Annotated in this window: 23 protein-coding genes and 1 tRNA gene; 13 read left to right on the forward strand and 11 right to left on the reverse strand. The window is 36.6% G+C overall.

Going from position 1 to position 24346, the window contains the following annotated elements:
* Positions 1 to 51 precede the first annotated feature (51 nt).
* Positions 52 to 429 (forward strand): GreA/GreB family elongation factor, encoded by a 378-nt coding sequence (locus tag P0Y49_07640; GenBank protein WEK21010.1) that lies wholly within the window; start codon positions 52 to 54, stop codon positions 427 to 429.
* Positions 430 to 527: 98 nt separating this feature from the next.
* Here P0Y49_07640 and P0Y49_07645 read toward each other — a convergent pair whose 3' ends face one another.
* The 3 genes from P0Y49_07645 to P0Y49_07655 all read right to left on the reverse strand — a co-directional run bounded on the left by P0Y49_07645 (position 528) and on the right by P0Y49_07655 (position 2332).
* Positions 528 to 1151: a chloramphenicol acetyltransferase gene (locus P0Y49_07645; GenBank protein WEK21011.1), complete on the reverse strand. Its 624-nt coding sequence runs from the start codon at positions 1149 to 1151 to the stop codon at positions 528 to 530.
* 366 nt (positions 1152 to 1517) lie between these two features.
* Positions 1518 to 1730, reverse strand: coding sequence for a dodecin family protein (locus tag P0Y49_07650; protein WEK21012.1), 213 nt, complete (start codon positions 1728 to 1730; stop codon positions 1518 to 1520).
* Positions 1731 to 1792: 62 nt separating this feature from the next.
* Complete coding sequence (locus P0Y49_07655) at positions 1793 to 2332, reverse strand: DUF4142 domain-containing protein (GenBank protein ID WEK21013.1); 540 nt, start codon at positions 2330 to 2332, stop codon at positions 1793 to 1795.
* A gap of 134 nt (positions 2333 to 2466) precedes the next feature.
* Between P0Y49_07655 and P0Y49_07660 the strand changes: the two genes are divergently transcribed.
* From P0Y49_07660 to eptA, 10 genes are all read left to right on the forward strand, one after another.
* On the forward strand, positions 2467 to 2844 hold the full coding sequence (locus tag P0Y49_07660; GenBank protein WEK21014.1) for a hypothetical protein: 378 nt from the start codon (positions 2467 to 2469) through the stop codon (positions 2842 to 2844).
* A 67-nt stretch (positions 2845 to 2911) separates the two neighbouring features.
* Entirely contained in the window at positions 2912 to 4342 is a 1431-nt protein-coding gene (locus P0Y49_07665; GenBank protein WEK21015.1) for a PLP-dependent aminotransferase family protein, read from the forward strand.
* Between the two features lie 33 nt (positions 4343 to 4375).
* Positions 4376 to 5248, forward strand: coding sequence for a LytTR family transcriptional regulator DNA-binding domain-containing protein (locus P0Y49_07670; GenBank protein WEK21016.1), 873 nt, complete (start codon positions 4376 to 4378; stop codon positions 5246 to 5248).
* 59 nt (positions 5249 to 5307) lie between these two features.
* The gene (locus P0Y49_07675; GenBank protein WEK21017.1) at positions 5308 to 5985 is read left to right on the forward strand and encodes a hypothetical protein; all 678 of its coding nucleotides are present in this window, start codon (positions 5308 to 5310) and stop codon (positions 5983 to 5985) included.
* Between the two features lie 299 nt (positions 5986 to 6284).
* Positions 6285 to 7118: an AraC family transcriptional regulator gene (locus tag P0Y49_07680; protein WEK21018.1), complete on the forward strand. Its 834-nt coding sequence runs from the start codon at positions 6285 to 6287 to the stop codon at positions 7116 to 7118.
* A 65-nt stretch (positions 7119 to 7183) separates the two neighbouring features.
* A complete protein-coding gene (locus P0Y49_07685; GenBank protein WEK21019.1) occupies positions 7184 to 7606 on the forward strand; it encodes a DUF1801 domain-containing protein in 423 nt (140 codons plus the stop codon).
* Between the two features lie 131 nt (positions 7607 to 7737).
* Positions 7738 to 8511, forward strand: a complete 774-nt coding sequence (locus P0Y49_07690) for an ABC transporter ATP-binding protein (protein WEK21020.1) — start codon at positions 7738 to 7740, stop codon at positions 8509 to 8511.
* A gap of 5 nt (positions 8512 to 8516) precedes the next feature.
* Complete coding sequence (locus P0Y49_07695) at positions 8517 to 10217, forward strand: hypothetical protein (protein WEK21021.1); 1701 nt, start codon at positions 8517 to 8519, stop codon at positions 10215 to 10217.
* A 154-nt stretch (positions 10218 to 10371) separates the two neighbouring features.
* Positions 10372 to 11199, forward strand: a complete 828-nt coding sequence (locus P0Y49_07700) for a phosphatase PAP2 family protein (protein WEK21022.1) — start codon at positions 10372 to 10374, stop codon at positions 11197 to 11199.
* Positions 11186 to 12706, forward strand: a complete 1521-nt coding sequence (gene eptA, locus P0Y49_07705; protein ID WEK21023.1) for a phosphoethanolamine--lipid A transferase EptA — start codon at positions 11186 to 11188, stop codon at positions 12704 to 12706. Before P0Y49_07700 ends, eptA begins: the two co-directional genes overlap by 14 nt.
* A 71-nt stretch (positions 12707 to 12777) precedes the next feature.
* Here the strand turns inward: eptA and P0Y49_07710 are convergent, their stop codons facing one another.
* The 3 genes from P0Y49_07710 to P0Y49_07720 form a co-directional block, all read right to left on the reverse strand.
* Positions 12778 to 14094 carry a HAMP domain-containing sensor histidine kinase gene (locus tag P0Y49_07710; GenBank protein WEK21024.1) on the reverse strand — a complete coding sequence of 439 codons (1317 nt, stop codon included), beginning with the start codon at positions 14092 to 14094 and terminating at the stop codon, positions 12778 to 12780.
* 204 nt (positions 14095 to 14298) lie between these two features.
* Positions 14299 to 15507: an ATP-binding protein gene (locus P0Y49_07715; GenBank protein WEK21025.1), complete on the reverse strand. Its 1209-nt coding sequence runs from the start codon at positions 15505 to 15507 to the stop codon at positions 14299 to 14301.
* Positions 15508 to 15827: 320 nt separating this feature from the next.
* Positions 15828 to 16019, reverse strand: a complete 192-nt coding sequence (locus tag P0Y49_07720) for a hypothetical protein (protein WEK21026.1) — start codon at positions 16017 to 16019, stop codon at positions 15828 to 15830.
* Between the two features lie 502 nt (positions 16020 to 16521).
* Here P0Y49_07720 and P0Y49_07725 point away from each other — a divergent pair.
* Positions 16522 to 17001: a hypothetical protein gene (locus tag P0Y49_07725; protein WEK21027.1), complete on the forward strand. Its 480-nt coding sequence runs from the start codon at positions 16522 to 16524 to the stop codon at positions 16999 to 17001.
* Here P0Y49_07725 and P0Y49_07730 read toward each other — a convergent pair.
* From P0Y49_07730 to P0Y49_07750, 5 genes are all read right to left on the reverse strand, one after another.
* Positions 16998 to 19091, reverse strand: coding sequence for a M48 family metalloprotease (locus P0Y49_07730; GenBank protein ID WEK21028.1), 2094 nt, complete (start codon positions 19089 to 19091; stop codon positions 16998 to 17000). The two genes, P0Y49_07725 and P0Y49_07730, sit on opposite strands and share 4 nt — an antisense overlap.
* 201 nt (positions 19092 to 19292) lie before the next feature.
* Positions 19293 to 19377, reverse strand: a tRNA-Ser gene (locus P0Y49_07735).
* Between the two features lie 272 nt (positions 19378 to 19649).
* Entirely contained in the window at positions 19650 to 20363 is a 714-nt protein-coding gene (locus P0Y49_07740) for a 2OG-Fe(II) oxygenase (GenBank protein ID WEK21029.1), read from the reverse strand.
* Between the two features lie 59 nt (positions 20364 to 20422).
* The gene (locus P0Y49_07745; protein ID WEK21030.1) at positions 20423 to 22036 is read right to left on the reverse strand and encodes a putative Ig domain-containing protein; all 1614 of its coding nucleotides are present in this window, start codon (positions 22034 to 22036) and stop codon (positions 20423 to 20425) included.
* An 8-nt stretch (positions 22037 to 22044) separates the two neighbouring features.
* A complete protein-coding gene (locus P0Y49_07750) occupies positions 22045 to 23661 on the reverse strand; it encodes a hypothetical protein (protein ID WEK21031.1) in 1617 nt (538 codons plus the stop codon).
* Positions 23662 to 23803: 142 nt separating this feature from the next.
* Between P0Y49_07750 and P0Y49_07755 the strand changes: the two genes are divergently transcribed.
* Positions 23804 to 24343: a GNAT family N-acetyltransferase gene (locus tag P0Y49_07755; protein WEK21032.1), complete on the forward strand. Its 540-nt coding sequence runs from the start codon at positions 23804 to 23806 to the stop codon at positions 24341 to 24343.
* Positions 24344 to 24346: the final 3 nt, after the last annotated feature.

The following is a 24346-nucleotide window of genomic DNA, read 5'->3' on the forward strand; positions in this document are numbered from 1 at the left end:
CTGTTAATCTATTGTTTTATTTTTTCAATCATTTTCAATTTAAACATAGTTATGGCTACATCAATCATATTATCAACAGGAATATTCGATCTATTAAAAGACCACATCAGGAGAAGGAAACTAAGCAAATACAATCAGGAGAAATTGGAACTCGAACTTCGAAACGCAAGGCAGATCTTAAACAAGGATATTCCGGCAGACGTAGTTACCGTAAATACCAAAGTAAGGGTTAAGGAGTTGGAAAGTGGTGAAGAATCTACCTATGTTATTGTTCCTCCGGCAAAAGCAAGAAGAAAGCACAATAACATATCCATTTTATCCGCAATTGGGGTGGCCATGGTAGGCTATAATCAGGGAGCAGAATTGAGTTGGGAAATGCCCGAAGGTGTGAAGAAATTCCGCATTGAAGAAGTAACCAGATTAAATTAAGTGCATAAAAAAACCGGCAATATTGCCGGTTTTTTTATGCGAATTAGAAGTAGTGGGGGACTAAAAATCTCCTGATAGAACAGAATTATTCACTGAGACTAACTATTCATGAATTCCTGAAATGCAGCTATAAATTTGCCTACATGATAACCATCCATCAATGCATGGTGTACATGAACTGAAACACTCATTTCTCTCTTTCCATTGGTCTCCATTAGCTTACCAAAAGAAATTTTAGGTACGCTATCCTTAAAAGAGAAAGACCTTGCGTGGGATAAAGAGGTAAAGTCTATCCAGGGAATGGCTGAATAATGAATTACATCGTCGCCAGATACCAGGGGGAAAAGCTGGGTGCTTTTCGAAACCCTATTCATTTCCTGTCTGGCAAGATTATAAAATAGCTCTGGATCTTCATTAAAATAAATATAGGAGAAACCAAAAGTATCGTCGGAGCGATTAATAGTTGCAGAAGCATTGATCTGATCATAAATCATCACTTTTTCATCCTCTATTCTGTACTTAAACTCTTCAATCGCGTTAACAGCTTTTAGAGATTGGTATAAATAATATAAAAAGAAGGACTGTCCGGATTCCTTTGCTTTGCGATAGGCCTTTGTACAATCAATTTTTGTAGTAATTCCAAAAAATGGTTCTTCAAATTTTCTAAAAAACTCAAAATGCTCTTTTCTCTTCCACCGGTCTATAGCTAGTTCTTTTTTCATTAATCGTGTAATATTTGATGTTGATCACAAAAGTAGAGAAGTTGGATCGATCTTAGCGCATTTATGTTGCCATTAAAGTAGAACATTTTCAATATTTATATGTTTGTCACTTATGGTATAACTTAAAGTCAATACTATGAAAACCTATTCTAATAAGATACTAATTTTGCTTGTATTTGCATCGTTAGTATTGTCGAGTTGTTCTGTTGAATATCGTGATAGACGTGAAAGAGAGCGAAGAGATCGTCGAGACCATCGTGATCATCGCGGTAATGATGGTTATCATTACAAAACATTCTAAATAAAAAGAAGGTGCAAAAAGCACCTTCTTTTTATTTAGAATTGAACCTTCAGGCTAGGTTAAGCTCATTTCATCCCCGAATCAACCCTGAAAGCAACTTTGCAAATGGCCCCATATGAAATGATCTGGTCATTTTTTACGTGCACCTTAAAATCCTTTACATAAACGGAGTCAATGTTTTTTACAGTATGTGATACCTCTTTAACTGCATTTTTGACAGCATCTTCAAAACTACTTTCTGAAGAAGCAATTACTTCTATTACTTTTACAATGCTCATAACCTTAAAATTTTAGTTATCTAATTTTGCTTTCTAAGGAACAATAGAGGAGCGCTTTAGTTTTAAGATATTGATTGTTGGACTTCAAAAGCTTTTTGGAGATGTTTTTCGAGTATTGGTAAATATTTTTTACCAAAATCACTGATCAGTACATCCGGACTCCGGCTAGTTCCCCTGTAAAGCTCAATATACTTTCTACTGTTCTCCAGCATCATTTTGAGGTACAATTTTTCGAAGTACTTATTTTCCATTTGTCTCATTTCCTCAACCTGAATTTGCTCCTGCCGGGATAGGGAATCTGGAAGTTTTAAACCTTTAGTTACTGAAAGTTCTTTAAGTGAATTTAAAATTAGCTCCTGGTCAGCCGCCATAGATTTACCAAAATCTCTTACCTCTGGGTGATCAGCTTTCACTGCCGCAAGCTTCCCCAATTCAATTTCCAGCATACAGCCGCGAGCGGCCTGCTCTATAAACATGATGCCTTGAATCTTATTCTCCAATGCACTACCAGTAGATTCGGATTTATTTGTATGCCTGCAACCTGGAAAGGATAAGCCGACAATTAAAGCCAGGAATAATAAAGAGGATCTTGTGTATTTCATATCAGTATTGATAACAAATACAAAGACCAGTGGTTTTTGTAAAAAAAAAAGAAATCTGTGACCTAAAATAATCATTTTTCTGTGTCTGTATCCAACTGTATCTGATGATTAATTTTGTAATCAAATGGTAAGTTATGAATAGACAAGATCATAAAACTAAGGATATAGAATTTCGTAAGGTGTATTTGTCCGATCTGAACGCTGTAGTCACCCTATATCAATCATCTCAAATAACAGCTACAAAACTAACAACAGATTTTGGTCTTCCACTAAGTATTGCCAGTCAGGGTAATGAAATTATAGGCTTTGGCTTTGCTTCAATCAATAAATTGGGTGAGGTAACGTTAAATTCCCGTTGTATAAAATTAGCTGATGACTTAGGTATCGGAAATACACTGGAAGAGCAAGCGAAAAAAACACTTCATTCAACATTTGAAGACATCAGGGGGGATCATACCAAATTAAAGCATTCCATTCAGAAATTGGTTGACTGGCTAAACAATTGCTATTAATCAGATTTCTGAAGAGGGGAGGCTCAGGTGATACAGTTTTTTTTTATATAAATTTACAAGGCACAGTATGTCAGTTCAAATGAAAAAGGAATCCTTATATCTTAAAATTGCAAAAGTAATGGAGGAGCAGATTGCGACCGAAACTTTAAAGCTTGGCGATAAGCTTCCATCCATTCGTACAGTACAAAAACTCTACAATGTAAGTATAAATACTGCTAAGCAAGCCTACATGGAACTTGAAAGTAAATCGCTTATTGAACCGAGGGCCAAGTCAGGATATTTTGTGAGCAAAGCATCTATGCGAAAGTTTCCACTCCCATCGATAGGAAAACTTAAATCTTCAGATCAGGAAAAGGACCCGGAGGACCTAATTAGTAAGGTTTTTAATACATTTAATGATAAAACGATTACCCATTTTTCATTGGGAGTTCCAGACAAAAGTATGCTTCCTATTGCAAAATTGAACAAAGGGGTGATCGATGCTGTACGTAGAATTAATGACGACTGGACGAGCTACGAACCAGTACAGGGTAGTATTAACTTTAGAAGAACTGTAGCCAAATGGTCGTTGGTATTAGAAGGTAAGCTTACTGAAGATGATATCGTTACCACATCCGGTACAATGAATGCTATTTTTAACTGTCTGATGGCTGTAACCAAACCTGGGGACACTGTTGCTATTGAGAGCCCTGTTTACTTTGGTATTGTGCAAATCATAAAATCTTTAGGATTAAAAGCAATAGAAATTCCCACTCATCCCATAACCGGTGTGGATTTAGAAGCCATTAAAAAAGTACTACCACAATTAAATGCATGTTGCTTCATTAGTAATTTTAGTAATCCACTAGGGTGCCTGATGCCGGACGAGCACAAGATAGAACTTGTCAGGATGCTTACAGAGCACAATATTCCCTTGATCGAGGACGACCTTTACGGAAATCTTTTCTTTGGTGCTACAAGACCAAAGCCTTGTAAGGCTTTTGACGAGGCGGGTATCGTATTGTGGTGCGGGTCGGTATCTAAAACTTTAGCACCCGGATACCGGGTAGGTTGGGTAGCTCCAGGAAAGTATAAAGTGAAAATTATAAGGCAAAAGTTATTGCAAACTATTTCAACTCCCACTTTGTATCAGGAAGTGATTGCTGATTTTATGGAGCATGGCAGATATGACCATCATTTACGCATGCTGAGAAGTAAGCTTTATACAAATTGTCTGAAATTCCAAAGAGCAATCGAAGAGTACTTTCCGTACAATACTAAAATATCTCAGCCCCAGGGTGGTTTTATGTTGTGGTTAGAGCTGGACCAAAAAATTGATACCGCCGAATTGTTTGATATGGCCATTAAGCAAAAGATAAGTTTTGCACCTGGTAGGATGTTTACACAGTACAACCAGTACAACAATTGTTTGCGACTAAACTATGCATTGGAGTGGAACGATAAGGTAGATGCCGACTTAAAACGGTTAGGTCGGATCATTAAAGCTATGATCGCATAATATATTTTTAACTCATGAAGAAACAGGTTTAGAATGATAGATTTAAAAAACTTTTTAAGACAACCATATCCATTTCCTGACAGGACTGCCATAGCTGCTTTGGTAATTGGGGTAGGGATAGGTTTGTTGATGCTTTTATTGCAGCCCTTTGGCCTTTCCAATGTTTTTGTACAACATTATCACTTATTTTTGGCAGGTTATGGATTAGTCAGTTTCTTAGTTCTTCTTTTTAACGGCCTGTTAGTCATTAAGCTTTTTTCAGAATTTAACTGGAATATCATCCGGCAAATTTCCTGGAGTTGTTGGTCGGTATTTTGTTTAGGAATAGCAAACTATGCTTATACTTTTGAAGTGATGGATGATTTTCCATTTAGCATCTCCGCTTTACTTACCTTTCAGGTTTATACCTTTTTCATCGCAATTATTCCAATCACAATTTTAGTGTTGATCCGGCAAAACAGGCTGCTTCGCATGAACAAAAATGCTGCGGAAGTTTTAAACAATAATTTAACACCTACTGCTGTCTCAAAAGATTTTGCTGAGACTGTTGTCTTAACTGCGGAGAATAACAAAACACAATTGGACATTAAGGTGGGCGATCTTGCTTTTATTGAATCCGAAGGAAATTATATTCAGGTTTATGCCCGAGAAAACGGTTCAATAGCTGCAACAACAATTCGGAGTAGTATCGTAAAGGCGGAAACCGAATTGGCCGGTCATCCTCAAATGATAAAGTGCCATAGAGCTTTTATTGTAAACAGCGATTTTATTGAACATATTAAGGGCAATGCCCAGGGGTATCGCTTAGGAATCAAGGGCAGCAATAAAGAAGTTTATGTGTCAAGACAGTACACCAAACTTATTAAATCTTGTTTTTTATCACAAAAACGTGCAGTTCATCCCTAAAAGTTTATCCATTGATTTCTTCCTGCTAACATTGCTTAAGAATTCAAAAACTAAGCAAAATGGATATACTATTCAAAATGTTTCTAATGCTACATATTGTAGCAGGAACCATCGGCTTAATGAGCGGAACAATTAATATTATTGGTAAAAAGGGTGGTAAAAGACATCGGGTTATAGGGCTGATTTTTCTATACAGTATGTTGATAGTGAGTGTGTCAGCATTTGTGCTTTCGATTCTTCATTCCGACTATTTTCTATTTATTGTAGGGGTCTTTACTTTATACATGACTTCATCAGGGACCCGATACCTGCATTTGAAAAACCTTTCCAAAGGACAAAAACCTGCAACAATTGATTGGGTGCTTACTTACTTTATGCTGTCTTTTGGTGTTTTGTTCCTGCTTTTTGGACTTTATCATTTGGTTAATAAAAATTCCTTCGGAATCGTGTGTATTGTTTTTGGGATAATTGGATTAAGAATGGTGCGTACAGACTTCAGAAATTTCAGTGGAAATACTGAGATTGCAAATGCCTGGCTTGTTGCTCATATTCAAAGAATGGTTGGTGCCTACATTGCTACATTAACCGCTTTCCTTGTGGTAAACAATAAGGTAATCCCTGCTTATATCGCCTGGTTGCTTCCAACTGTGATTATGTTCCCTTTAATTGTGATGTGGGTGAAAAAGTATAAAGTTATAAAACGACCTGTTGTCAGTAGAATCAGAGCTGAATTGTAATCGGCTCAACTTAAGCTTAAGGTAACTCCGCCTTCCTTATGCAATTAGAGCGCGGTGAGTCCGCCTTTTTCCAGTAAAAAGGCGGACTCACCGCGGACTCATGGCGGACTCATTGCGGATTGATACCGAGAGCATATCGACAGTTGTCTTATCCGTATATAGCTATACAGGTCATATAGAACGATTAACCATAGAAAGGGAATTGCTTAAAGAGGGGAAAATGTTTTGGTAGATAGTACTAAAATTACATTGATTATTTGTAAATTCAGGTATAAAATAATCAGTTACCTATAGAGGTTATGATAAATACTATAGAATCTTTACCTGCACCAGCTCTACGGGACTATATCAAATGTTATGGGCTGCGTGAAGTAGATACTGAAGGTCAACAACTACATTTAGCTATTCATGCTATTGAGCAATCGTTGATGCCTTTTTGGTTAAGTTCAACTCCTTTACAGCACATCACTGAGGCCGGTATTCGTACAATAGACATTAAAAAACGTTGGTTATTGGGCCTTACCAGTTCTTTTCAGGGATATCAGGTCTACAACGGTAGGTATCGGTTTTTTAACGTGCAGTTCAAAAATAATGGCTTTTATAGTATTTTTAAAATTCCAATGCCTTATATAAGTGATCAGTTATTAATTGGCGATGATGTAATTGGTAAAGATCTTCAATTCCTGCAAGAACAACTGGAAGAGTCTACCAATATGGAAGAAATGAAAAGCGCAGCTGATAGTTATTTTTTAAAGGCATTATTCAAAAAAAAGCAGGGTTACAACAATGATCGGATTACTACGACAACCAATATGATCGCCCAATACAACTATCAAATTGATATAAAAACACTAGCTCGTCAGGTGAACATGAGTCTAAGAGGTCTTGAACGACATTTCTATGAGCAGGTGGGGACCACACCTAAACAGTATAGTAAAATTGTTCGTTTTAATAAATCTCTTCTTTTAAAAACACTTCATCCTGAAAAAAAATGGACGGATATAGCGAATCAATATGGGTATTTTGATCAGAATCACCTTATTAAAGATTTTAAAGTTTTAGCAGGTAGTAGCCCATTTAATTTTTTAGAAAAATTTCAACCCCTGCCTGAATTCCTGCAGGAAAATTTCTAAGATATTGATCGACGAATTATTTTTAATTTTACCTTGGATTTAGACCTTAAATTAACCCCGGTATTATGGCAAAAAACAAAACCACTGAAACCAATCTGAATGTTCGTGATTTCCTTGAAAAGGTTGGTGAACCGTTAAAACGTAAAGACTGTTACCTCATTTCTGCGCTTATGGAGAAACAGACCGGTTTCGAACCTAAAATGTGGGGACCTTCAATTGTAGGTTTTGGTAGTTATCATTACAAATATGCCAGCGGCCATGAAGGGGATGCCCCTTTGATTGGATTTTCTCCGAGAAGTACGGCAATTGTGTTGTATATGGCCTCAGATTTTGAAGATAAGGAAGAACTGCTGAAGCAATTAGGAAAACATAAAACAGGAAAAGGCTGCATCTATGTGAAAAAATTAGAAGGGATCAATATTCCTGTCTTGACAAAGATGATTGACTACTCGGTGGCCAACATTAAAAAGGCTTTTCAGGATAAATAACTCTTATAGCCCTCAGCTTTCATTTCTCGAGCTTTTTTTAGTGGTTCTGCAATTGCTACCCCTTTAATCTTAATTTTACTTACTATTGTAAATAGTAATGGTCCATCTATAATAGCCAATAATTTAGATATATGAATAAAACTCCGATTATAAGTATAAAGAATTTAGTAAAGAATTATGGTACAAAACAGGTATTAAAAGGGATTGATCTCGATATTTATCCGGGTCAAATCATTGGGTATATTGGACCGAATGGAGCGGGAAAATCAACCACAGTTAAGATTCTTATCGGACTTATTCCCGACTTTGAGGGGACTGTAACCATTAACAATATAGATTTGCAATCAGCTCCACTTGAAATCAAAAAGATTATTGGCTATGTTCCTGAAAATGCTGAGCTATATGAAGTGTTAACTCCAATGGAATATCTTGACTTTGTTGGACAATTACAAGGAATGGACAATGCTGTTATTACAGAAAGAGCTATAAAGATGCTACGTTATTTTAACCTGGAAGCAAATAAAGACCAGCGTATGGATACTTTTTCAAAAGGTATGCGACAAAAGGTTCTTCTGATATCCGCTTTGATTCACAACCCTCAGATCATTGTCCTTGATGAGCCATTGTCTGGACTTGATGCCAATGCTGTTATTTTGGTTAAAGAGATCATTTCATTATTGGCAAAAGAAGGAAAAACAATATTCTATTGCTCCCATATGATGGACGTTGTAGAGAAGGTTTCTGACAGGATTGTTTTAATCAATGATGGAACTATCATTGCTAACGGTACTTTTGATGAGTTGCAACAAAATCAGGGAGAAAGTCTTGAAAAAATCTTCTCAAAACTTACAAATAAAGAACATGCTGAGCATTCCACTTCTAGCTTTTTAAACGTTTTTGAGTAAGTTTTATGAACAATTTTATTATTAAGATCATCATGCTATTTGCCTCATTGATGAAAAAATGGGGAATAGACACCAATCAACTAAAGGTTATTCTGGCTACAAAGCTGACCATGGATGACAGGCGCCCCAATACATTTACCCATGCAAAGAAAAATAAGGGTAAACCGGTAAATGGTGTAAATATGATGAGCCTGATCATATCATTCTTTATGGGAGCGTTTTATATCATGTTTCTGGCTTTGTTTGATATGCCCTTAGTGGGACATACAATATATTTCACCCTGATAATGGTTTCGCTTACACTGACACTTATCTCAGATTTTACTAGTGTACTCATAGATACAAGGGATAATTATATTATTTTGCCCCGAGCGGTAAGTGATCGTACTTTTACTGTTTCGCGTATCTTGCATATTACGATCCATGTATCAAAGCTGGTATTTGGTCTTACCTTTCCTGCCTTTGTTTATATACTAATCAGTGATGGTATATTAGCTGGGTTAATGTTCGTGGTTGAGGTTTCTTCTGCAACTCTGTTGAGTATTTTGTTTGTAAACATCATATACCTGATTGTCCTTAAGGTAACTACTCCCGGAAAGTTCAAGGATATCATTGCTTATTTCCAAATTGCCTTTGCTGTACTGATCTTTGTGGCTTATAATACCTTACCCAGGGTTTTAGACATGAGCGCGATTGAAAAAATCAACATGATACAGATTAAAGCAATCTATATTATGCCTTCTGCCTGGATTGCCGGCTTGCATCAGCTTGCCATCAATTGGCGATACCACCCTGAGGTGATCCTGCCGTTTTCTGTGTTAGCTGTGCTAAGTCCTCTTATTGGTATATGGGTAGTTGTTCGTTATTTAGCTTCTGGTTTTAATAATAAACTGGCGGAAATTAGTGGGAGTGAGGGAGATAGACAAGAAGTAAAGGTAGTAGCAGAAATCAAAAAAACAAATTTAAGGCTAGAAAAACTAGCCGGTTTTTTTACCAGTTCTTCCATTGAAAAGGCGGGATTTAAAATCGTTTGGATGTTAACTTCCAGGTTTAGGGAATTCAAGGTTAAAGTATACCCTTCATTTGCATTTATCCCTGCTTACTTTGTTTACTTTGCGTTATCTGGTAATAAACGCTTGGGCTTGGCCGAAAAATGGGAACAACTAAAAAATGGAAATAAATATACAATCCTGATTTACATGACGGGGTTTATTCTGTTAACCATATTTCAAAACGTGATTTTCAGTGACCGTTACAAGGCGGCCTGGATATATCATGTAACTTCTGTTCATACTCCTGGAGAGATTCTGTCGGGAATGTATAAGGCCATAGTGGTCAAATTTCTATTCCCTTTTATTTTATTGATTGCCATATTTTGTATCAGTATATGGGGTCCTGGCGTAATCAATGATGTATTATTTGGTTTTTGCAACTTAATCATTGTCGGAATCCTGATCGCCCTGTTCACAGCGAATAAACTTCCTTTTTCTGAACCAGAGGCTAATCATGCTAAATCAGGAAAGTTTATTACCAAAATGTTTTTGATGTTGCTCATGTTTGGAATGGGCGGAATACATTATTTTATTGCTCGATGGGAATGGCTGATTTGGACACTTCTGTTGATCAATTCACTGGTATTGTGGCTGATGCTTAATAAGTACAGAGCACAAAGCTGGCAAGAAATTGCAGTATATGAAGGGGAGTGAATACGTTTTAATACAATATTAATTATAATTAACTATTTCTTAAGCTTAACTTGGCAAAAATTATGTTTGGTGGTCTTTCAAGACCCAATTATAGCATAAAAATATCAGCGTATGTTAAACAAAATTTATCAAAGTAAACCTGTCAAATAATATTATGAACATAAATATTATTAATAATTATTCAAAAGTCAAATTATCTTTATTTATTGTACCCACATTTTTTTTAATTGCAATTGTTGTATTCCTTTATAAAGAAGACGCTTTATATGCTGATCGATACGTGCAGATTCAAAAGGATTGTTTCTTTTTTCTGAATTCAAAATTATCACAATTTCCAGATACACTATTAAACCTTACGCAGCTTGGAAATGAGATAGTTGTATTGTCCATCCTAAGCATTTTTATTATATATGCTCCTAAAATTTGGGAATGTTTGATATCAGCTTCACTTGTTTCGTGTATAATTTCTATTTCACTTAAAAGAATATTTTCAGTACCAAGGCCTTCTATGGTATTTGATAATAATAGTTTTGTTATCATTGGAAAAAAACTAACCGGATACAGCAGTTTACCTTCTGGACACTCAATTACAGTTTTTACAGTACTTACTGTCCTGTTGTTTGCATTTATGCCTCAGAGGTTAAAAAACAAAATTTTATGGTTTATTTTTATAATCGTTGCAGGATTGATCCTTGTGTTTACAAGGGTAGGTGTAGGAGCACACTATCCGCTTGATGTCATTATAGGCGGAACCATCGGATATATCTCGGGGCTTTTAGGTATTTTAATCAATGAAAAATATAAAATTTGGACATGGGTCAACAATAAAAAATACTATCCAATTATTATTGGACTCTTTCTGATTTGTGGTATTTCCTTGGTAAGTAGAATATTGAGTGAAAATTTGATCATATTCTATTTATCATTAATCACTTTAGTCATTTCTCTATATAAAACTATTAATGTTTATGTTAAAAAATAATTTGAAAATAACTCATTTTGCTTTGTTAATGAGTTTTCTTAATTTTTTATTCTTTCATTTCCCTTTTTACAGCTTTGTCTTCAAAAATGTTGATTATAAAAGTTTGAATGGTATTGTTCTCATCATTAGTTTAATTGTTCTAATGCTGGTTCTAAATGCATTTGTTTTTTACCTGATTTGTTTTCTGTCGCGGTTTGTTGGGAAATCTTTATTGGTCATATTCTTTATTATTAACGCAATTGCAGTCTACTTTATTAATACTTATGGTGTTATCATAGATAAAACTATGATTGGTAATATACTCAATACCAATTTTTCCGAGTCTAGCAGTTTTTTTTCAATAAAATTAATAATCTACATCATTCTATTTGGTGTCCTTCCTGCCATTTACATCATTAAAGTCAAAATAATAAATGTAACATGGAAGAAATTTGCAATCACCTCCTCGCTTACCTTATTGTTTGTTCTGGTTTTAGTACTTGCTAATGCGAGTAATTGGCTATGGATTGATAAAAATTCAAAAGTATTGGGTGCGCTGGCAATGCCCTGGTCTTATTCCGTAAATACGGGTCTTTTTTATATTGACAAACATAAAAGTAATGAAAAAGAAATTTTGCTGCCAGATGCTACAATAAAAGATAGCCAGAAATCGGTCGTAGTCTTAGTCATAGGAGAGTCTGCCAGAAGCCAAAATTTTTCTTTATATGGCTACAAGAAAAACACGAATCCACTACTTTCCAAAACGCCTAATTTATTTCATTTTGATGCTACTTCTTGTGCTACTTATACTACCGCAGGTGTAAAATGTATTTTAGAACATACAAATACGGATAAGTTGTATGAAATTTTACCCAATTATTTATATAGAAATAATGTAGATGTTATTTGGAGAACCACTAACTGGGGAGAGCCACCAGTTCATATCAAGGAATATCAAAATAAAGATGCTTTAATGCAAAATTGTAAAGGTGAAGGATGTAATTACGATGAGGTTCTTTTGACTGGACTAAAAGACCAGATACTAGGTAGTAAAAAGAATAAAATACTGATCATATTGCATACAAGTACAAGTCATGGACCTACATATAGCAAAAAGTATCCGCCTAAATTTGAGGTTTTTAAGCCTGTATGTAATAGTGTTGAATTGGGGAATTGTTCTCAAACAGAACTAATCAATGCTTACGACAATACGATTGTTTACACAGATTATATTTTATCTAAAGTAATTGAAGATTTAAAACAATTAAAGGAATATAAGAGTACTATGATTTTTGTGTCAGACCATGGCGAATCTTTAGGAGAAAAAAATCTATATATGCATGGGGTACCTATAAGTATTGCTCCTAAAGAACAATATGAGATTCCTTTTATTGTTTGGGTATCTGATGGTTCAAAACAAGTCAAGTCTAATAAAATATTGTCTCAGAACTATGTGTTTCATAGTGTTTTAAATTTTTTAGGCATACAAAGCCCTATTTATAATGAGGAAATGAACATTTTTAAATAATTAATATTTTTAAGAATAATATTTTAACATGCATGACGCGAGAGATATAGTTTTTTCAAAACAGCTAATGATCAGTCCTTACTTAAATCTAAACTGACGAAGAAATTGGTTCCTTTGTTCAATTCGCTTTCAAGCCAGATTTTTCCATTTTGTAGTTCTACATAGGTTTTAGTTAGTTTTAACCCTAAGCCTACACCTTTTTCTTTATTGGTTCCATAAGTCACATTACTCTTTAAAGAAAATATAGACGACTGCTGATCCTTTACAATACCAATGCCATCATCCTTTATGGATAAGATACATTTGCCATTCAGACCAGATATGCTTAGGACCACTGTTCCGCCCGGTAAAGAAAATTTTATGGCATTGTTTAATAAGTTCCTGACAACAAGCTGCAGCATATCAGGATCTGCAATTACCTTAAGGTCTTCGTCTGCCAAAAAAATAAGATTGATTTCTTTTTCCTGCGCTATGCTTTTTTGCAAACTCACAGTATGTTTTAAGGTTTCATAAATAAAAATTGGACTTAGGTTTACCTTAATTTCATCCATTTGATCCTTGGCCCATGACAATATATTCTGAAGCATTTCGGAGGTTTGTCTGGTAGAGGATAGTAGTTGTCTTTCGATTTCCATTTTTTCTTCACTGCTGATATCGATTTCATTAAGTAGAGAAAGGTGGGTTTCTATAGATGATAGTGGTGAGTTGAGATCATGGGCAACGATTGAGAATAATTTGTTTTTGGTTTGGTTGCTGTTTTCTAAAGCAATAAGGCTTTTTTTTGCCAGCTCTTTCTCCCGATTGTAATTTTTTTTCATATACATCGTAATGATGGATATCAAAATTACAACTTCAAAAAATGTTTGTGCTGTATCTATAAGTTTATGCTGCTTGTCAACATAAATTGTTTTTACCATTTCAGGGTGCAAATATTCTATGGTTAAAAGGATAGCCAGGAAAATGAAGTTTAATGGTATCCATATCCAGAATTGCTTTTTTGGGGTTACCGTACTGAGGATGAAAATTATGACAACAAATGTAAACAGATTGACCCCGTTGGATGCATCCGATGCAAAATAGGTCCCTCCACAAAGTAGGTTAAATGCGATGGCAAATATTCCAATAGCTATGTTTAATTTGTCCTTATATCGCGACAAATAATAACCAAAAAACAGAACGGCAATTAAAGGAATCATTAGGTAACCATATAAATCTAAGCCAAGAGCAAAATTTATTATGGCATTTAAGGAGGCGACTATGGTTGCAAAAATACTGACGGAATTAAAAATGCGGGATTCCAGGGAATAACGCAATTCATCTCCAATTAATGCAGACCAATTTTTTTTAATCAGGTTTGGGAACATCAATTTAGATTGAGCTAAATTCAAATATAGAAAATAATTTGACTTTGGTGGTAACTTATGAACGGTTACCCGTCAAAATGCAAAAAGCCTGCTATCGTTACGATTTGCAGGCTTTTGTACTTTTGGAGGCCTTCTCGGCGGGGGAGTCCATTACAATACCTTAGTGGTATTTTTTTTTATTTTGAAGCATATTTACCAAAAACAGTAATATTCTAAGTCTTGTAGTTGCTACTTCAGTAAGTATTCATAGGCGGGAATGACATGAATAATTTTTCCATTTTTTTCAAATTGATCTTTTTGTGAAATAGTGACTAAGGTTCCTTCCTCAATATTAAATAATTCCAGGGCTTCAATCATGCCACTGATTTCTCTATCCAGGTTATCCGGGTTTAATTCATAACAAACCTGAATGGCTTGATGAAAAGCCCCATTTTTAAATGCAATAAAATCACATTCTCCTTTTTCCGAAAAGTAATAGATCTCTTTATAAGTTCGGCGAAGATGCAAAAAGATTAGATTTTCGAATTTACGCCCATTGTCTTCGGTAAAAGATCCCGAATTGACGTTGATAAGGCCAGTATCAATTGCATATACTTTTCTTGGATTTGCAATTTGTTTTTTTAAAGAGTAACTAAACTTGGGTACAAAATGCAGTAAATAAGAATATTCCATATGTGATAAATATTCCAATACAGTACTGGTAGCACCTACTTCAAAAATGTTTTTAAGTTTATTACCTGATACTGGCTTTCCAACATTTGAGATTAAATACTGGGCTAAACGTTGTAATGTTCTGACGTCTTTGATGCTGTATCGAACTGCAATGTCACGGATCAGAATGTCTTCAAAAAGATGGTTTAAAATATCATCTGTTCTTTCTTTTATATATTCAGGAAAGCCACCAATTGCCAGATAGTTAATTAGTGACTCGGATGAAGGTTTTAATTTCTGGTAAGAGATAAACTCATGATAAGAAAATGGAAATAACTCTTTGGTAATATGTCGCCCCGTAAGTTTGGTTCCTAATTCCCTGCTCAACAGTGATGCATTTGAGCCAGTAACTACGATCTTATAACCTTCGTCTAATTTTTGCCGCACATATCTTTCCCATTCTGGTACAATCTGGATTTCATCAAACATTAAAATTGAAAGTTTCTGCTCTCGAATCAAATCATCTAACCTTAAGAAATCCTTGTTTTCAAATTCATATAACCTGGGGTCTTCGAAATTGAGGTACAGTGCTCCAGGATATTTACTGTTTAATAATTGAAATAACAAAGTGCTTTTTCCACATCTCCTTATGCCTGATACAATTAGGGCATGTGCAGCTAAATTTGGTAGCAAGGGAAGCGCATCTCGTTTTAGCCCTATGTCCTTGTTAGCTATGTTCAGGCTTTGCGCCTGGATGATTTGGCTGAGAATGTTTTGGGGTATCATATAAAGTGTTTGATACAAAAATACAATAGTTTTGTTTGGTAAACAAAGCTATTGTATTTTTGTATTGAAAAGCCTGTTTAATTGCTTTTATATGCACAATTTAAAATTATTGATAAACAAAACATTCTGCTATGTTTCTGAGGCATGATTGGTATAGTTGAATGGAAGATCAATTTCTGCATAATAAGGTATGTTGCAAGCGCATTCCGACTTGTTTAGTAAATATACCCATGTGACATTTCATGAATTAATATTAAACTAAAAATTATCTAGTTTAAAACCAATTCTTTTTCTTGGGGGATTGGGACGTTCTTGCTTCTCTAATCTAAGTAACGGAATACGATTTCCATATTTTTATCCTGATTGTCTACCTTTGTTTTAATCTTCTCTACTTCTAAGCGCAAGTCGGTATTGTCTGCTAAAATCTGGCGCATACGTGTGAAAATCCGCATAATCTGAATATTTACTGCTATGGCTCTATCACTGGATAACACTCCCGATAACATTCCCATGCCTTGTTATGTAAAGGCATTAGGAGCCTGTCGTCTGCCACCCCATCTTGCTATTCCATTTTGGAAGAGCAAGATTTTAAATTCATCATCATTTAAACGAAACATGAAATCATCAGGAAAAACTCAGCGCTCAACGCATCCCATTTTAAATTCGCAGTCAAACTCTGAGAACGCCTAAAGATCATATCCACCGTTCTTCTGAATCTTTCCAAATCGCTTTCATGAATGGTAGCCGTGTGTTTAGCAGTTTCTACACTGGTCTTCTCTTTTGAGGAAGTGCGGCGAGAGGAGGTTGTAAGGAGTCAGAGGGATATGTTTCACAAATCAATCAAAGGATTAAATCATAAGCATAAAAATCTTTAAAATATCCTATCTTGTCCTGACCAAGTAAACCCTAATGTGAGGTTAATTATAAAATGTAATCTAAGTAATTAGTTTTTGGTTACAATCACCTAATGGGATCTGAAAGCCCGGGTGTAACCTGTTAATCCAAACATCAGCAATGAACCATAAAAAGCCGCTGTACCGCAAAGAAAACAAAGTATCACTATCCAATAAATACAATGTCTCCACCGGCAGTGAATACCGCTACCACCGACATAGTAAAGCATTCCTGAACGATGACCGCAACCATAAATCCATGACCAGCGGCAAATACGGATACGATTACACGCCCCTGTTCAAATTCCTGCTTTCCAAAGTAGGCAGCGACTGGGACCAAATATATGCTGAAGCAAAAGCCAGGCTCAATGATCCGGCACCCATATTCTGGATGGTAGCCATGCATGAATCAGAACGTAGAAACCTAGTACGTCTTGGCGAATCGACCTACTATTCAGGACTTTTTGTCAATGAAGACGGAAAACTAACCATCGTAAACCCGAACGTCTCCTCTTACGACTTTCCGGATCCATATCCCGGAGAAACCCTTTCCTTCAACGGAATAGTCATAGACAAAACCGGCAGCCAAACCCGGGACTAGAAAGCAATGTCATAATACAAGATGAAATAAGTAAGGACAATATTTAACAACCAATGAACCCCATAAAATGCCTCTTTACCCATACTAGCCCTGCTGTAGCTACTATTCATTACTGTGTATAATATTTCAATTTCCTCATTAAGATATTCCTCATGACCATAATATCTCAAGTCTTTTGATATATACTCTTCAAATATTGTGCGCATTTCTTCATCAATATGCTCCTGATAGAAGGGATCATCCAATAATAATTTAATCTGCTCACAAAATGGTTTTTCCATTTTTTTTACCTGAACCATGTTTTCGATAATCTGATCGAAGGGGGTAGTAGTTTGAAAAAAATAGATTGCATCGGCTAGATTTGAATAAACATCCCGTTTTGTCTGTAAATGTTTTGCACTCAACTGATAAGATAAAGAATGAGTTTTAAAATCTTCCAGGTTATTCTGCTCGATTGCCTTATTTAGGAAAAACCTGAACAGGTTAACATCTCTTTTATCTAAAATGTCGTTATATCTTACTATCTCAGCTTCTAAAAAAGTAATGAGTGGATAGGCATCTGTAGTACTATATTTTACACCATCGTAATCAAAAGTGTCAATTTCTAAAGCTCCGTTATAAATCTTTTCAAGGATGTTCTTGTCATTCGTTGCAGTATTCAGGCTATTGATATCAGCAGTGCTTGCCTGATTAATTAATTCCTCAAAGGTCAAATCCTGATCTGAAATACGAGCTTCAAAATCTTCCTCTGTAAAGTTATTATAAGGATCGCGTTCATCAAAATATCTTTTAAAGATAGCAGGATAGGAGTTTTCCTGCTCGATTTTTACATATTCATTTATGAATTCTGCAATACCAACCATAGCAGGCGGCTCGGCTCCATATTTAACATTCACCAGCAGTTGGTTTGTGATTAGCTCCTGAATGGCTTCCTTACCGGTAAGTAGATCGATTGCAATTCCATTATTAGCATTTCTTATCGGCTGATTTAACTCCATTAATTTAGCAACCCTCTGCTCTGTACTCGGATGTGAAGACCATTGATCCTCCAGTACCAATTTTGTTTTGTTAAATTTTTTGTAATTATCAATCGACAAGACTGGCAGACCGTCTTGTATTGGTAATTCTTCTAATGATGCCATTTGGTTAAGTACAAAATACTGTTGAGGATAAACGTCAACAGGCTTTTGTGACTCTGTGATTTTACTATCGTAATAATTGAAAACAATATTTAACGACTGATCAGCAAGTCCCAACCTTAATAGAGAGTTGGCTAAGGGGTGTGAGCCCGCTACGCTTGCGGCGACAGCATCAGCATGAAACTCCATTTCTCTTGAAAGTGCCATGTAATTTAAATTCAAAACTGTATAAACTTTTGTCAAAACATACTGAATACCTTGTATGACCATTATAGCTCCTTTTGCGAATAAGGCAAAATAATTACTTATGTTAGACCAACCATTTAGTAGTGATCCATAATCTTCATTATCATAAAGCATGTTGTAAATTACCTTGTTTACGTTATAAACATAGCTGCCAACTTTCATGCTGCGTTGAGAAAAATGCCCGAATTCGTGAGCCAGGATGGCTTTCAGCTCTATAACTGATACTGTATTCATAAGGCCTAAGCCTATTTGAAGGTTCTTCCTGACAGGGAAAAACATACTCCAAAAGTTAGAATCATAAAATACGGATGCATTAACATCCGAGGATAGGTAAACCTTTTTCGGAAAGGTCGTTTTTACTTCACTTACAATCACTCCAAGCATTTTAAACAACTCTGGTTGCTGTTGTTCATTAATTTCCACAAGGTGGCTTCTGTCTACTTTCTTTGAGCTGCTAAAGATGAATTTGATAAGGAAAAAGAAGATTAGAAAACCCATTCCTATGCAGCCAAGTGCTATCATTCCTGTAATGAAGGAGGCGCTAAATGTGACGATATAATAAGCGACAAAGCCGCATAGGAATATCACACCTATGCCCATAATAACCAAAATCAAGTAAGTGAATAAGAAAAGTATAATGGAAAGCACAGACTTGACTGCCATTTTTCTGAAATTTTCAGAAACATTGAGAACATTTTTTTGCATCTGGTCGAAATTTTTAACAAGATAGAAAAACATTGTTCTGATTATCTAGCTTTTTCTTTATTTTTTTAGATATATTTTTAATAATTCTTTGGAATCTTCATGTAGAAGAGCAAGCTGAAATTGGTTTTCGTGCGAAAATTGGCACCTCTTAAAATGCAAAAAGCCTAAAATCTTATGATTTTAGGCTTTGATTTTTTTCCGCGGAGAGCGAGGGATTCGAACCCCCGGACCTATGACAGTCAACAGTTTTCAAGACTGCCGCATTCGACCACTCTGCCAGCTCTCCGGGGGCAAAAGTACAAACTCAAACGTATTTTACAAATTAAGATTCAAATAAATTTCATTTTTATTTAAAAAGACCGTTTAAGGCTATTTAAATGAGTAAAAATGCCTTGTTGAGGTTACTATTAAAATGATTTTTCGTAAAGAAATGTGGCGATTTTGAAAACTGAACTTCTGTTTATCGGGCATATTCTGCTTAAAATTGCTTTTCAAGGCTCGGAATATGATCGGTTTTACCAAAGTTTAGATGTATTTGAATTTATGTTTGGTATATCATTAAGTTAATGCGTCATGAAAAATAATTCCAAGCGCATAACGCTCACCGCTGTGCACCTCGCTTACGCCATGCTTTATATTTACACGGTAATAGCCCTTTGCGCCTTTTTCGGGACGAAAATTTGTGGTGAAAATCAACATATCACCCTTTTTTGGTTTAAGTACAATAGCTTTTGACTGCATTCTTGGGCTTTGCTGTGTCAGTACAAATTCTCCCCCAAGATAATCTTCATCAGGTTCATTTAAAAACAATACCATTTGTATGGGGAAGTACACATCCCCATAAAGGTCTTGATGTAGTGTATTGTGTCCACCTTTTCCATATTTAAGGATAAGAGCAGTTGGCTTCAGCTGGTCATGCTTAGCACATAAGGCGAGTAGCTCCGACAAATGATCAGGAAATCTCGTTTCAATATGGAGAGCTTTCATCCAGGCATTAGCAATAGGTACTAAACGAGGATAAATGTGCTCACGAATGCGTTGAATGATATCAGGTAGAGGATAATTGAAATATTTATATACGCCTAATCCAAAACGGTAACGTTCCATTACAACAGTTTTCCTGTAACCCTCAGTATTTCCGAAATTTCCTTTTAAATGTTCACATTCCAGATCTGATAAAAGGTTCTGGACAACCACATAACCTCGCGTGTGCATAGCTTCTGTAGTAGCTGTCCAGTCTATTGCTGCTATTTTTTTTACAATATCTTCCATAATATAGATGCAAAAGTATTGCGCATTTAGCAAGCATAAAATCCGAAACTTGCGCTGTTTTACTTATCCGAAGTTGCTTGGGCTCTGCTATTGCCCGGATATATTTTTACAAAGCGAATGCCATGCGGGTTGACCTCCGATGAAAATTCCTGATCAGACGTAGCAACATCCTGCTGTCTCCATAAATCACGTACCTTTTGCTCACCACGTAATCCTAAGGTTTTCCAGTTCACAGTTATCTTCTCCACTTTTTTCCCAAGATTAAACAGACCTACAGCCATGGCGCCATCCTCCAGAGGTTTGGCATAAATCACCGTTTCTCCATTCTGAGCTACCACCATCCCAAACTTCCCCAAAGGATCTTGATTCACATCAATAACCTCGTCATTAGAAAGCAGGCTAATTGTAAAATCATCCAGTTGAGCCATATCACAGCCAATTAACAATGGCGACGAAAGTAAACACCATAAACTGATGTGGGTATATTGTTCATCGGCAGTCAGCTGTGTGTAGTGTAGTTTAGGGCCCCAACCCACCATGCCTACAACCAGCATATCCGGATCTACCCAATGGCCGGGACCAGAAAACGGAGCCCATTTAGTTTGATTAAAGCCCAACTGACACATTCTTTCCCAGGTATCCTTAATGTCACCTGTTGTTCTCCAGCTATTGGCCATCTTTTCCCATTGTGGTGCATCACCATATGGAGCACTGTTTGATAAGCTATAAACCACATCGCGCTTGTAAGAGCGCAAAGCATCCATCATCTCTTTAACATGGTACACATCATTAGGGTTCCAGTCGTATTTCAAATAATCTATGCCCCAGTCAGCCCATTGTTGAACATCATTTTTTACAAATGAGTATTTACCATGATGATAATTGATGGCATGTTTTTCTTTCCCCTGAGGATCAACAAAACGATAAAATTCATTATGCTTACCTTGTTTCACCCAGTCGTATGTACCATCAGCATTGTCCGAATAAGCACCAATATGACCTGCATAAGTTCCAACCCAGGGCCCTGAATAAATACCTATCTTCAATCCCATACGGTGTACATCATCAGCCAGGGTCTTCATATCAGGAAATTTGGTGTTTGGTTGTACAGCGTTGTACTTTCCTCCCCGTAATCCCTGCCATCCATCATCAATATTGATGTATTGCCAACCATGATTAACCAATCCTTTTTCCACCATTGCTTTGGCCGAGCTCATTACCTTTTCCTGGCTTACCGCATTACCCCAACAATTCCAGCTATTCCAACCCATAGGAGGCGTTAGCGCTATTTTATCACCGACGACAATACGAAACGTCCGCTTTGCTTCTCCCAAGGCATTTTTAGCTGATAGGATAAGCTCATATTCCCCAGGCTCCATGATTTTTCCTCTTATACGGCCCGAAGCTGGGTCTATACTTAATCCTTTTGGTAAATTCTGTGCTCCAAAACGCATCGGACGAATTCCTGTGGCGGGGATAGTATAAAGGAATGCAGAACCGGGACGTACCCCAAATATTTTAGTCCCATTGATTCGAGGAGTTTGAGCGGGGGCAGGGGTGAGGATGTACTTCTTTAAAGTATCCGGAACACCCTGTGCTTTTACCATGTTGTGGCTTAGACATAAGATTCCGAAAGAAAGTAAACATGTGGTGATCATTTGTTTCTTCATCATATTCTTGTTTAGTATCCGATTGCTTTTAGTGCCTGTTTGCCTAATCGTTCTTCTAATTGAGTTAAATATAAACTTGAAGGACCAACCTGAACATTTTGAGAATCAAAGATACCTTCCGGTAAGGTTGGGCCTGAGTTGTTAAATGGTCTTGGCAATGGTGTACTCTTTCCTTTACTGCCGATTACCCAATTGTAAGTGCCCGGAGGGATTTGATTGACATAGCTATTAGCTTCACAATTCCAGGCCACAGACCAGGCAGTTCCCCAACCATGACCAGAGCCCATGCTACCCCTGTTTTTGAAGTCCATGCCACCATTAGGCGCCTTACAATTATCTAAAAGCATACCTGTGCTCCAGCGTTGGTGACCTTCAATACGGCCATTACCAACAAAATTGCAGTTCAGGAAAACGATAGGGCCTGTTTGTCCGGCTCCTAAAGCTACATACCATACGTTGTCACCTTCTACCGAACAATGGTCCAATAGTATTTGTCCCGCATTGGGTGCAAACTCTGCCGGTTTTGAAGCCCCCTCATGTAAAGCTTTGCGAATAACTGCTACGCGTTGAATGGTAATCCTGCGTCCACCCGTGCCAACACTCTCCATCGTTTCCATCAGGTCCAGGTCCTTCAACCAGCAATCCTCTCCATTCAATCTCACAGCATAGTATAGTGATTTTGTATGGTTAACTGCTTGTGGGGGAGATACAATGCGTAAGTTTTCTAAACCTGCTTGTTTAAGTCGTTTTACATCATTTACCAATACCATAGTAGTTTCATCATTCGTATAATTTGCATCATATGAATCCACCAAAGGGACATCCAGGGTAATCTTATTACCATTTATAGCAGCAATACGACGTTCAGTAATCAATAAAGAACCCACTTTAATCCAGGTTTGAGGTTGGCCGTCACGTACCAGATCATTCATCTGCATGAAATTAACCCACTTGTCAGTAACCGGTTTTCTAACCTCTATATTATCGCCAACTTTAAATCCTGAAGCATTTGCAACGGTAAAGCTATTACTTCCCCCAGGGATATATTTATCTGTTATCTTAATGCCTTTTTCATCCTCATTGGCATTGCCTAAACGGTTACCTATACGTTGATTAACGGCATTTGATAAAATGATAGCCACATGCTTGTCACCACTCATCGAAATGATGCTTCCCGTTGCTGATTTGCCACTGCCACGAAGTACTACGCCATCAGCCATAATTTTTATCGTTTTGGAGCAAGGGTAGGTTCCGGGCGCTAATAAAACAGCTCCACGAAAGCCATTTTTATCTAAGGGCATTGCCGAAACCTGGTCAATAGCTGCTTGAATTAACGCTGTACAATCGGCATTAGCATCACTTAGCGGTTTAACCGTAACTTTTACAGGAAGCTCAGGCAATGCAACGCCGCCACCCATATAACCGGCATGAGAGAAATCCATGATCCGGTCTCCCTTAGGACTTTTCTTGTAAACCAGCTTGCCATCTGCCCCAAGGTAAACCCATTCACTTTTTCCGGGCTCCTTTTCTTTTTTGATGTCTCCGGCCCATACAAGAGCATTTGTGAGTAGTAAAAATAGCATTAAGCCTGTTTTTACCTGCGAAAATCTCGAATCAATACAGATCATAAATTATTGTTTTTTATCAGGGATAAAATCATGAAATTGCGCCATATCTAATGATATAGCTCACAACGAACTTACATAAGAACGATTGGTGTTTTATATAGAAAAATGGCTTTGTAATAAGCGATTTTAACATAAAGAAAATATGAATAGCAAATTTGACAGACAGCAGGAATTAGAAGACGACCTTATCCGGATCATACCCTTAAAAGCGGATCATTTTGAAGCTTTATATCAAGTGGCTTCAGATCCATTGATTTGGGAGCAACATCCCAATAAGGACCGTTATCGTCGTGATGTCTTTGAAACTTTCTTTGAGGGCGCATTAGCCTCAGAGGGGGCTTACCTGGTATTAGACAAGAAGACAGGAGCCGTTATTGGAAGTTCGAGGTATTATGATTTGGATGAAGCGCAAGGTGTTGTTGCTATTGGCTATACTTTTATTGCCAGACAATATTGGGGACAAAATTATAACCCGGCCCTTAAAAGACTCATGATCAATTATGCTTTTCAGTATCTGGATTCCGTTGTCCTGCATGTAGGAAGTCAAAACTTACGGTCCCAAAAAGCTGTAGAAAGACTTGGTGCTAAAAAGATCGATGAACAGGAAGTTGCCTATTACGGGGAACCAGCTAAGCTCAATTACATCTATCAACTCACTAAAGCTGATTGGATCTCCCGGTAATAT

This window comes from Candidatus Pedobacter colombiensis (assembly GCA_029202485.1).
GTDB lineage: Bacteria > Bacteroidota > Bacteroidia > Sphingobacteriales > Sphingobacteriaceae > Pedobacter > Pedobacter colombiensis.

What these genes read in the sequence shown, in the direction of transcription:
- P0Y49_07725 (WEK21027.1), top strand. Translation starts at nt 16,522, where the DNA reads ATGAACCATAAAAAGCCGCTGTACCGCAAAGAAAACAAAGTATCACTA.
- P0Y49_07655 (WEK21013.1), bottom strand. Translation starts at nt 2,332, where the DNA reads ATGAAATACACAAGATCCTCTTTATTATTCCTGGCTTTAATTGTCGGC.
- P0Y49_07675 (WEK21017.1), top strand. Translation starts at nt 5,308, where the DNA reads ATGGATATACTATTCAAAATGTTTCTAATGCTACATATTGTAGCAGGA.
- P0Y49_07745 (WEK21030.1), bottom strand. Translation starts at nt 22,036, where the DNA reads ATGATGAAGAAACAAATGATCACCACATGTTTACTTTCTTTCGGAATC.
- P0Y49_07715 (WEK21025.1), bottom strand. Translation starts at nt 15,507, where the DNA reads ATGATACCCCAAAACATTCTCAGCCAAATCATCCAGGCGCAAAGCCTG.
- P0Y49_07700 (WEK21022.1), top strand. Translation starts at nt 10,372, where the DNA reads ATGAACATAAATATTATTAATAATTATTCAAAAGTCAAATTATCTTTA.
- P0Y49_07690 (WEK21020.1), top strand. Translation starts at nt 7,738, where the DNA reads ATGAATAAAACTCCGATTATAAGTATAAAGAATTTAGTAAAGAATTAT.
- P0Y49_07750 (WEK21031.1), bottom strand. Translation starts at nt 23,661, where the DNA reads ATGATCTGTATTGATTCGAGATTTTCGCAGGTAAAAACAGGCTTAATG.
- P0Y49_07740 (WEK21029.1), bottom strand. Translation starts at nt 20,363, where the DNA reads ATGGAAGATATTGTAAAAAAAATAGCAGCAATAGACTGGACAGCTACT.
- P0Y49_07685 (WEK21019.1), top strand. Translation starts at nt 7,184, where the DNA reads ATGGCAAAAAACAAAACCACTGAAACCAATCTGAATGTTCGTGATTTC.
- P0Y49_07640 (WEK21010.1), top strand. Translation starts at nt 52, where the DNA reads ATGGCTACATCAATCATATTATCAACAGGAATATTCGATCTATTAAAA.
- P0Y49_07660 (WEK21014.1), top strand. Translation starts at nt 2,467, where the DNA reads ATGAATAGACAAGATCATAAAACTAAGGATATAGAATTTCGTAAGGTG.
- P0Y49_07680 (WEK21018.1), top strand. Translation starts at nt 6,285, where the DNA reads ATGATAAATACTATAGAATCTTTACCTGCACCAGCTCTACGGGACTAT.
- P0Y49_07665 (WEK21015.1), top strand. Translation starts at nt 2,912, where the DNA reads ATGTCAGTTCAAATGAAAAAGGAATCCTTATATCTTAAAATTGCAAAA.
- P0Y49_07755 (WEK21032.1), top strand. Translation starts at nt 23,804, where the DNA reads ATGAATAGCAAATTTGACAGACAGCAGGAATTAGAAGACGACCTTATC.
- P0Y49_07645 (WEK21011.1), bottom strand. Translation starts at nt 1,151, where the DNA reads ATGAAAAAAGAACTAGCTATAGACCGGTGGAAGAGAAAAGAGCATTTT.
- P0Y49_07670 (WEK21016.1), top strand. Translation starts at nt 4,376, where the DNA reads ATGATAGATTTAAAAAACTTTTTAAGACAACCATATCCATTTCCTGAC.
- P0Y49_07695 (WEK21021.1), top strand. Translation starts at nt 8,517, where the DNA reads ATGAACAATTTTATTATTAAGATCATCATGCTATTTGCCTCATTGATG.
- P0Y49_07720 (WEK21026.1), bottom strand. Translation starts at nt 16,019, where the DNA reads ATGGGAATGTTATCGGGAGTGTTATCCAGTGATAGAGCCATAGCAGTA.
- P0Y49_07730 (WEK21028.1), bottom strand. Translation starts at nt 19,091, where the DNA reads ATGCAAAAAAATGTTCTCAATGTTTCTGAAAATTTCAGAAAAATGGCA.
- P0Y49_07650 (WEK21012.1), bottom strand. Translation starts at nt 1,730, where the DNA reads ATGAGCATTGTAAAAGTAATAGAAGTAATTGCTTCTTCAGAAAGTAGT.
- eptA (WEK21023.1), top strand. Translation starts at nt 11,186, where the DNA reads ATGTTAAAAAATAATTTGAAAATAACTCATTTTGCTTTGTTAATGAGT.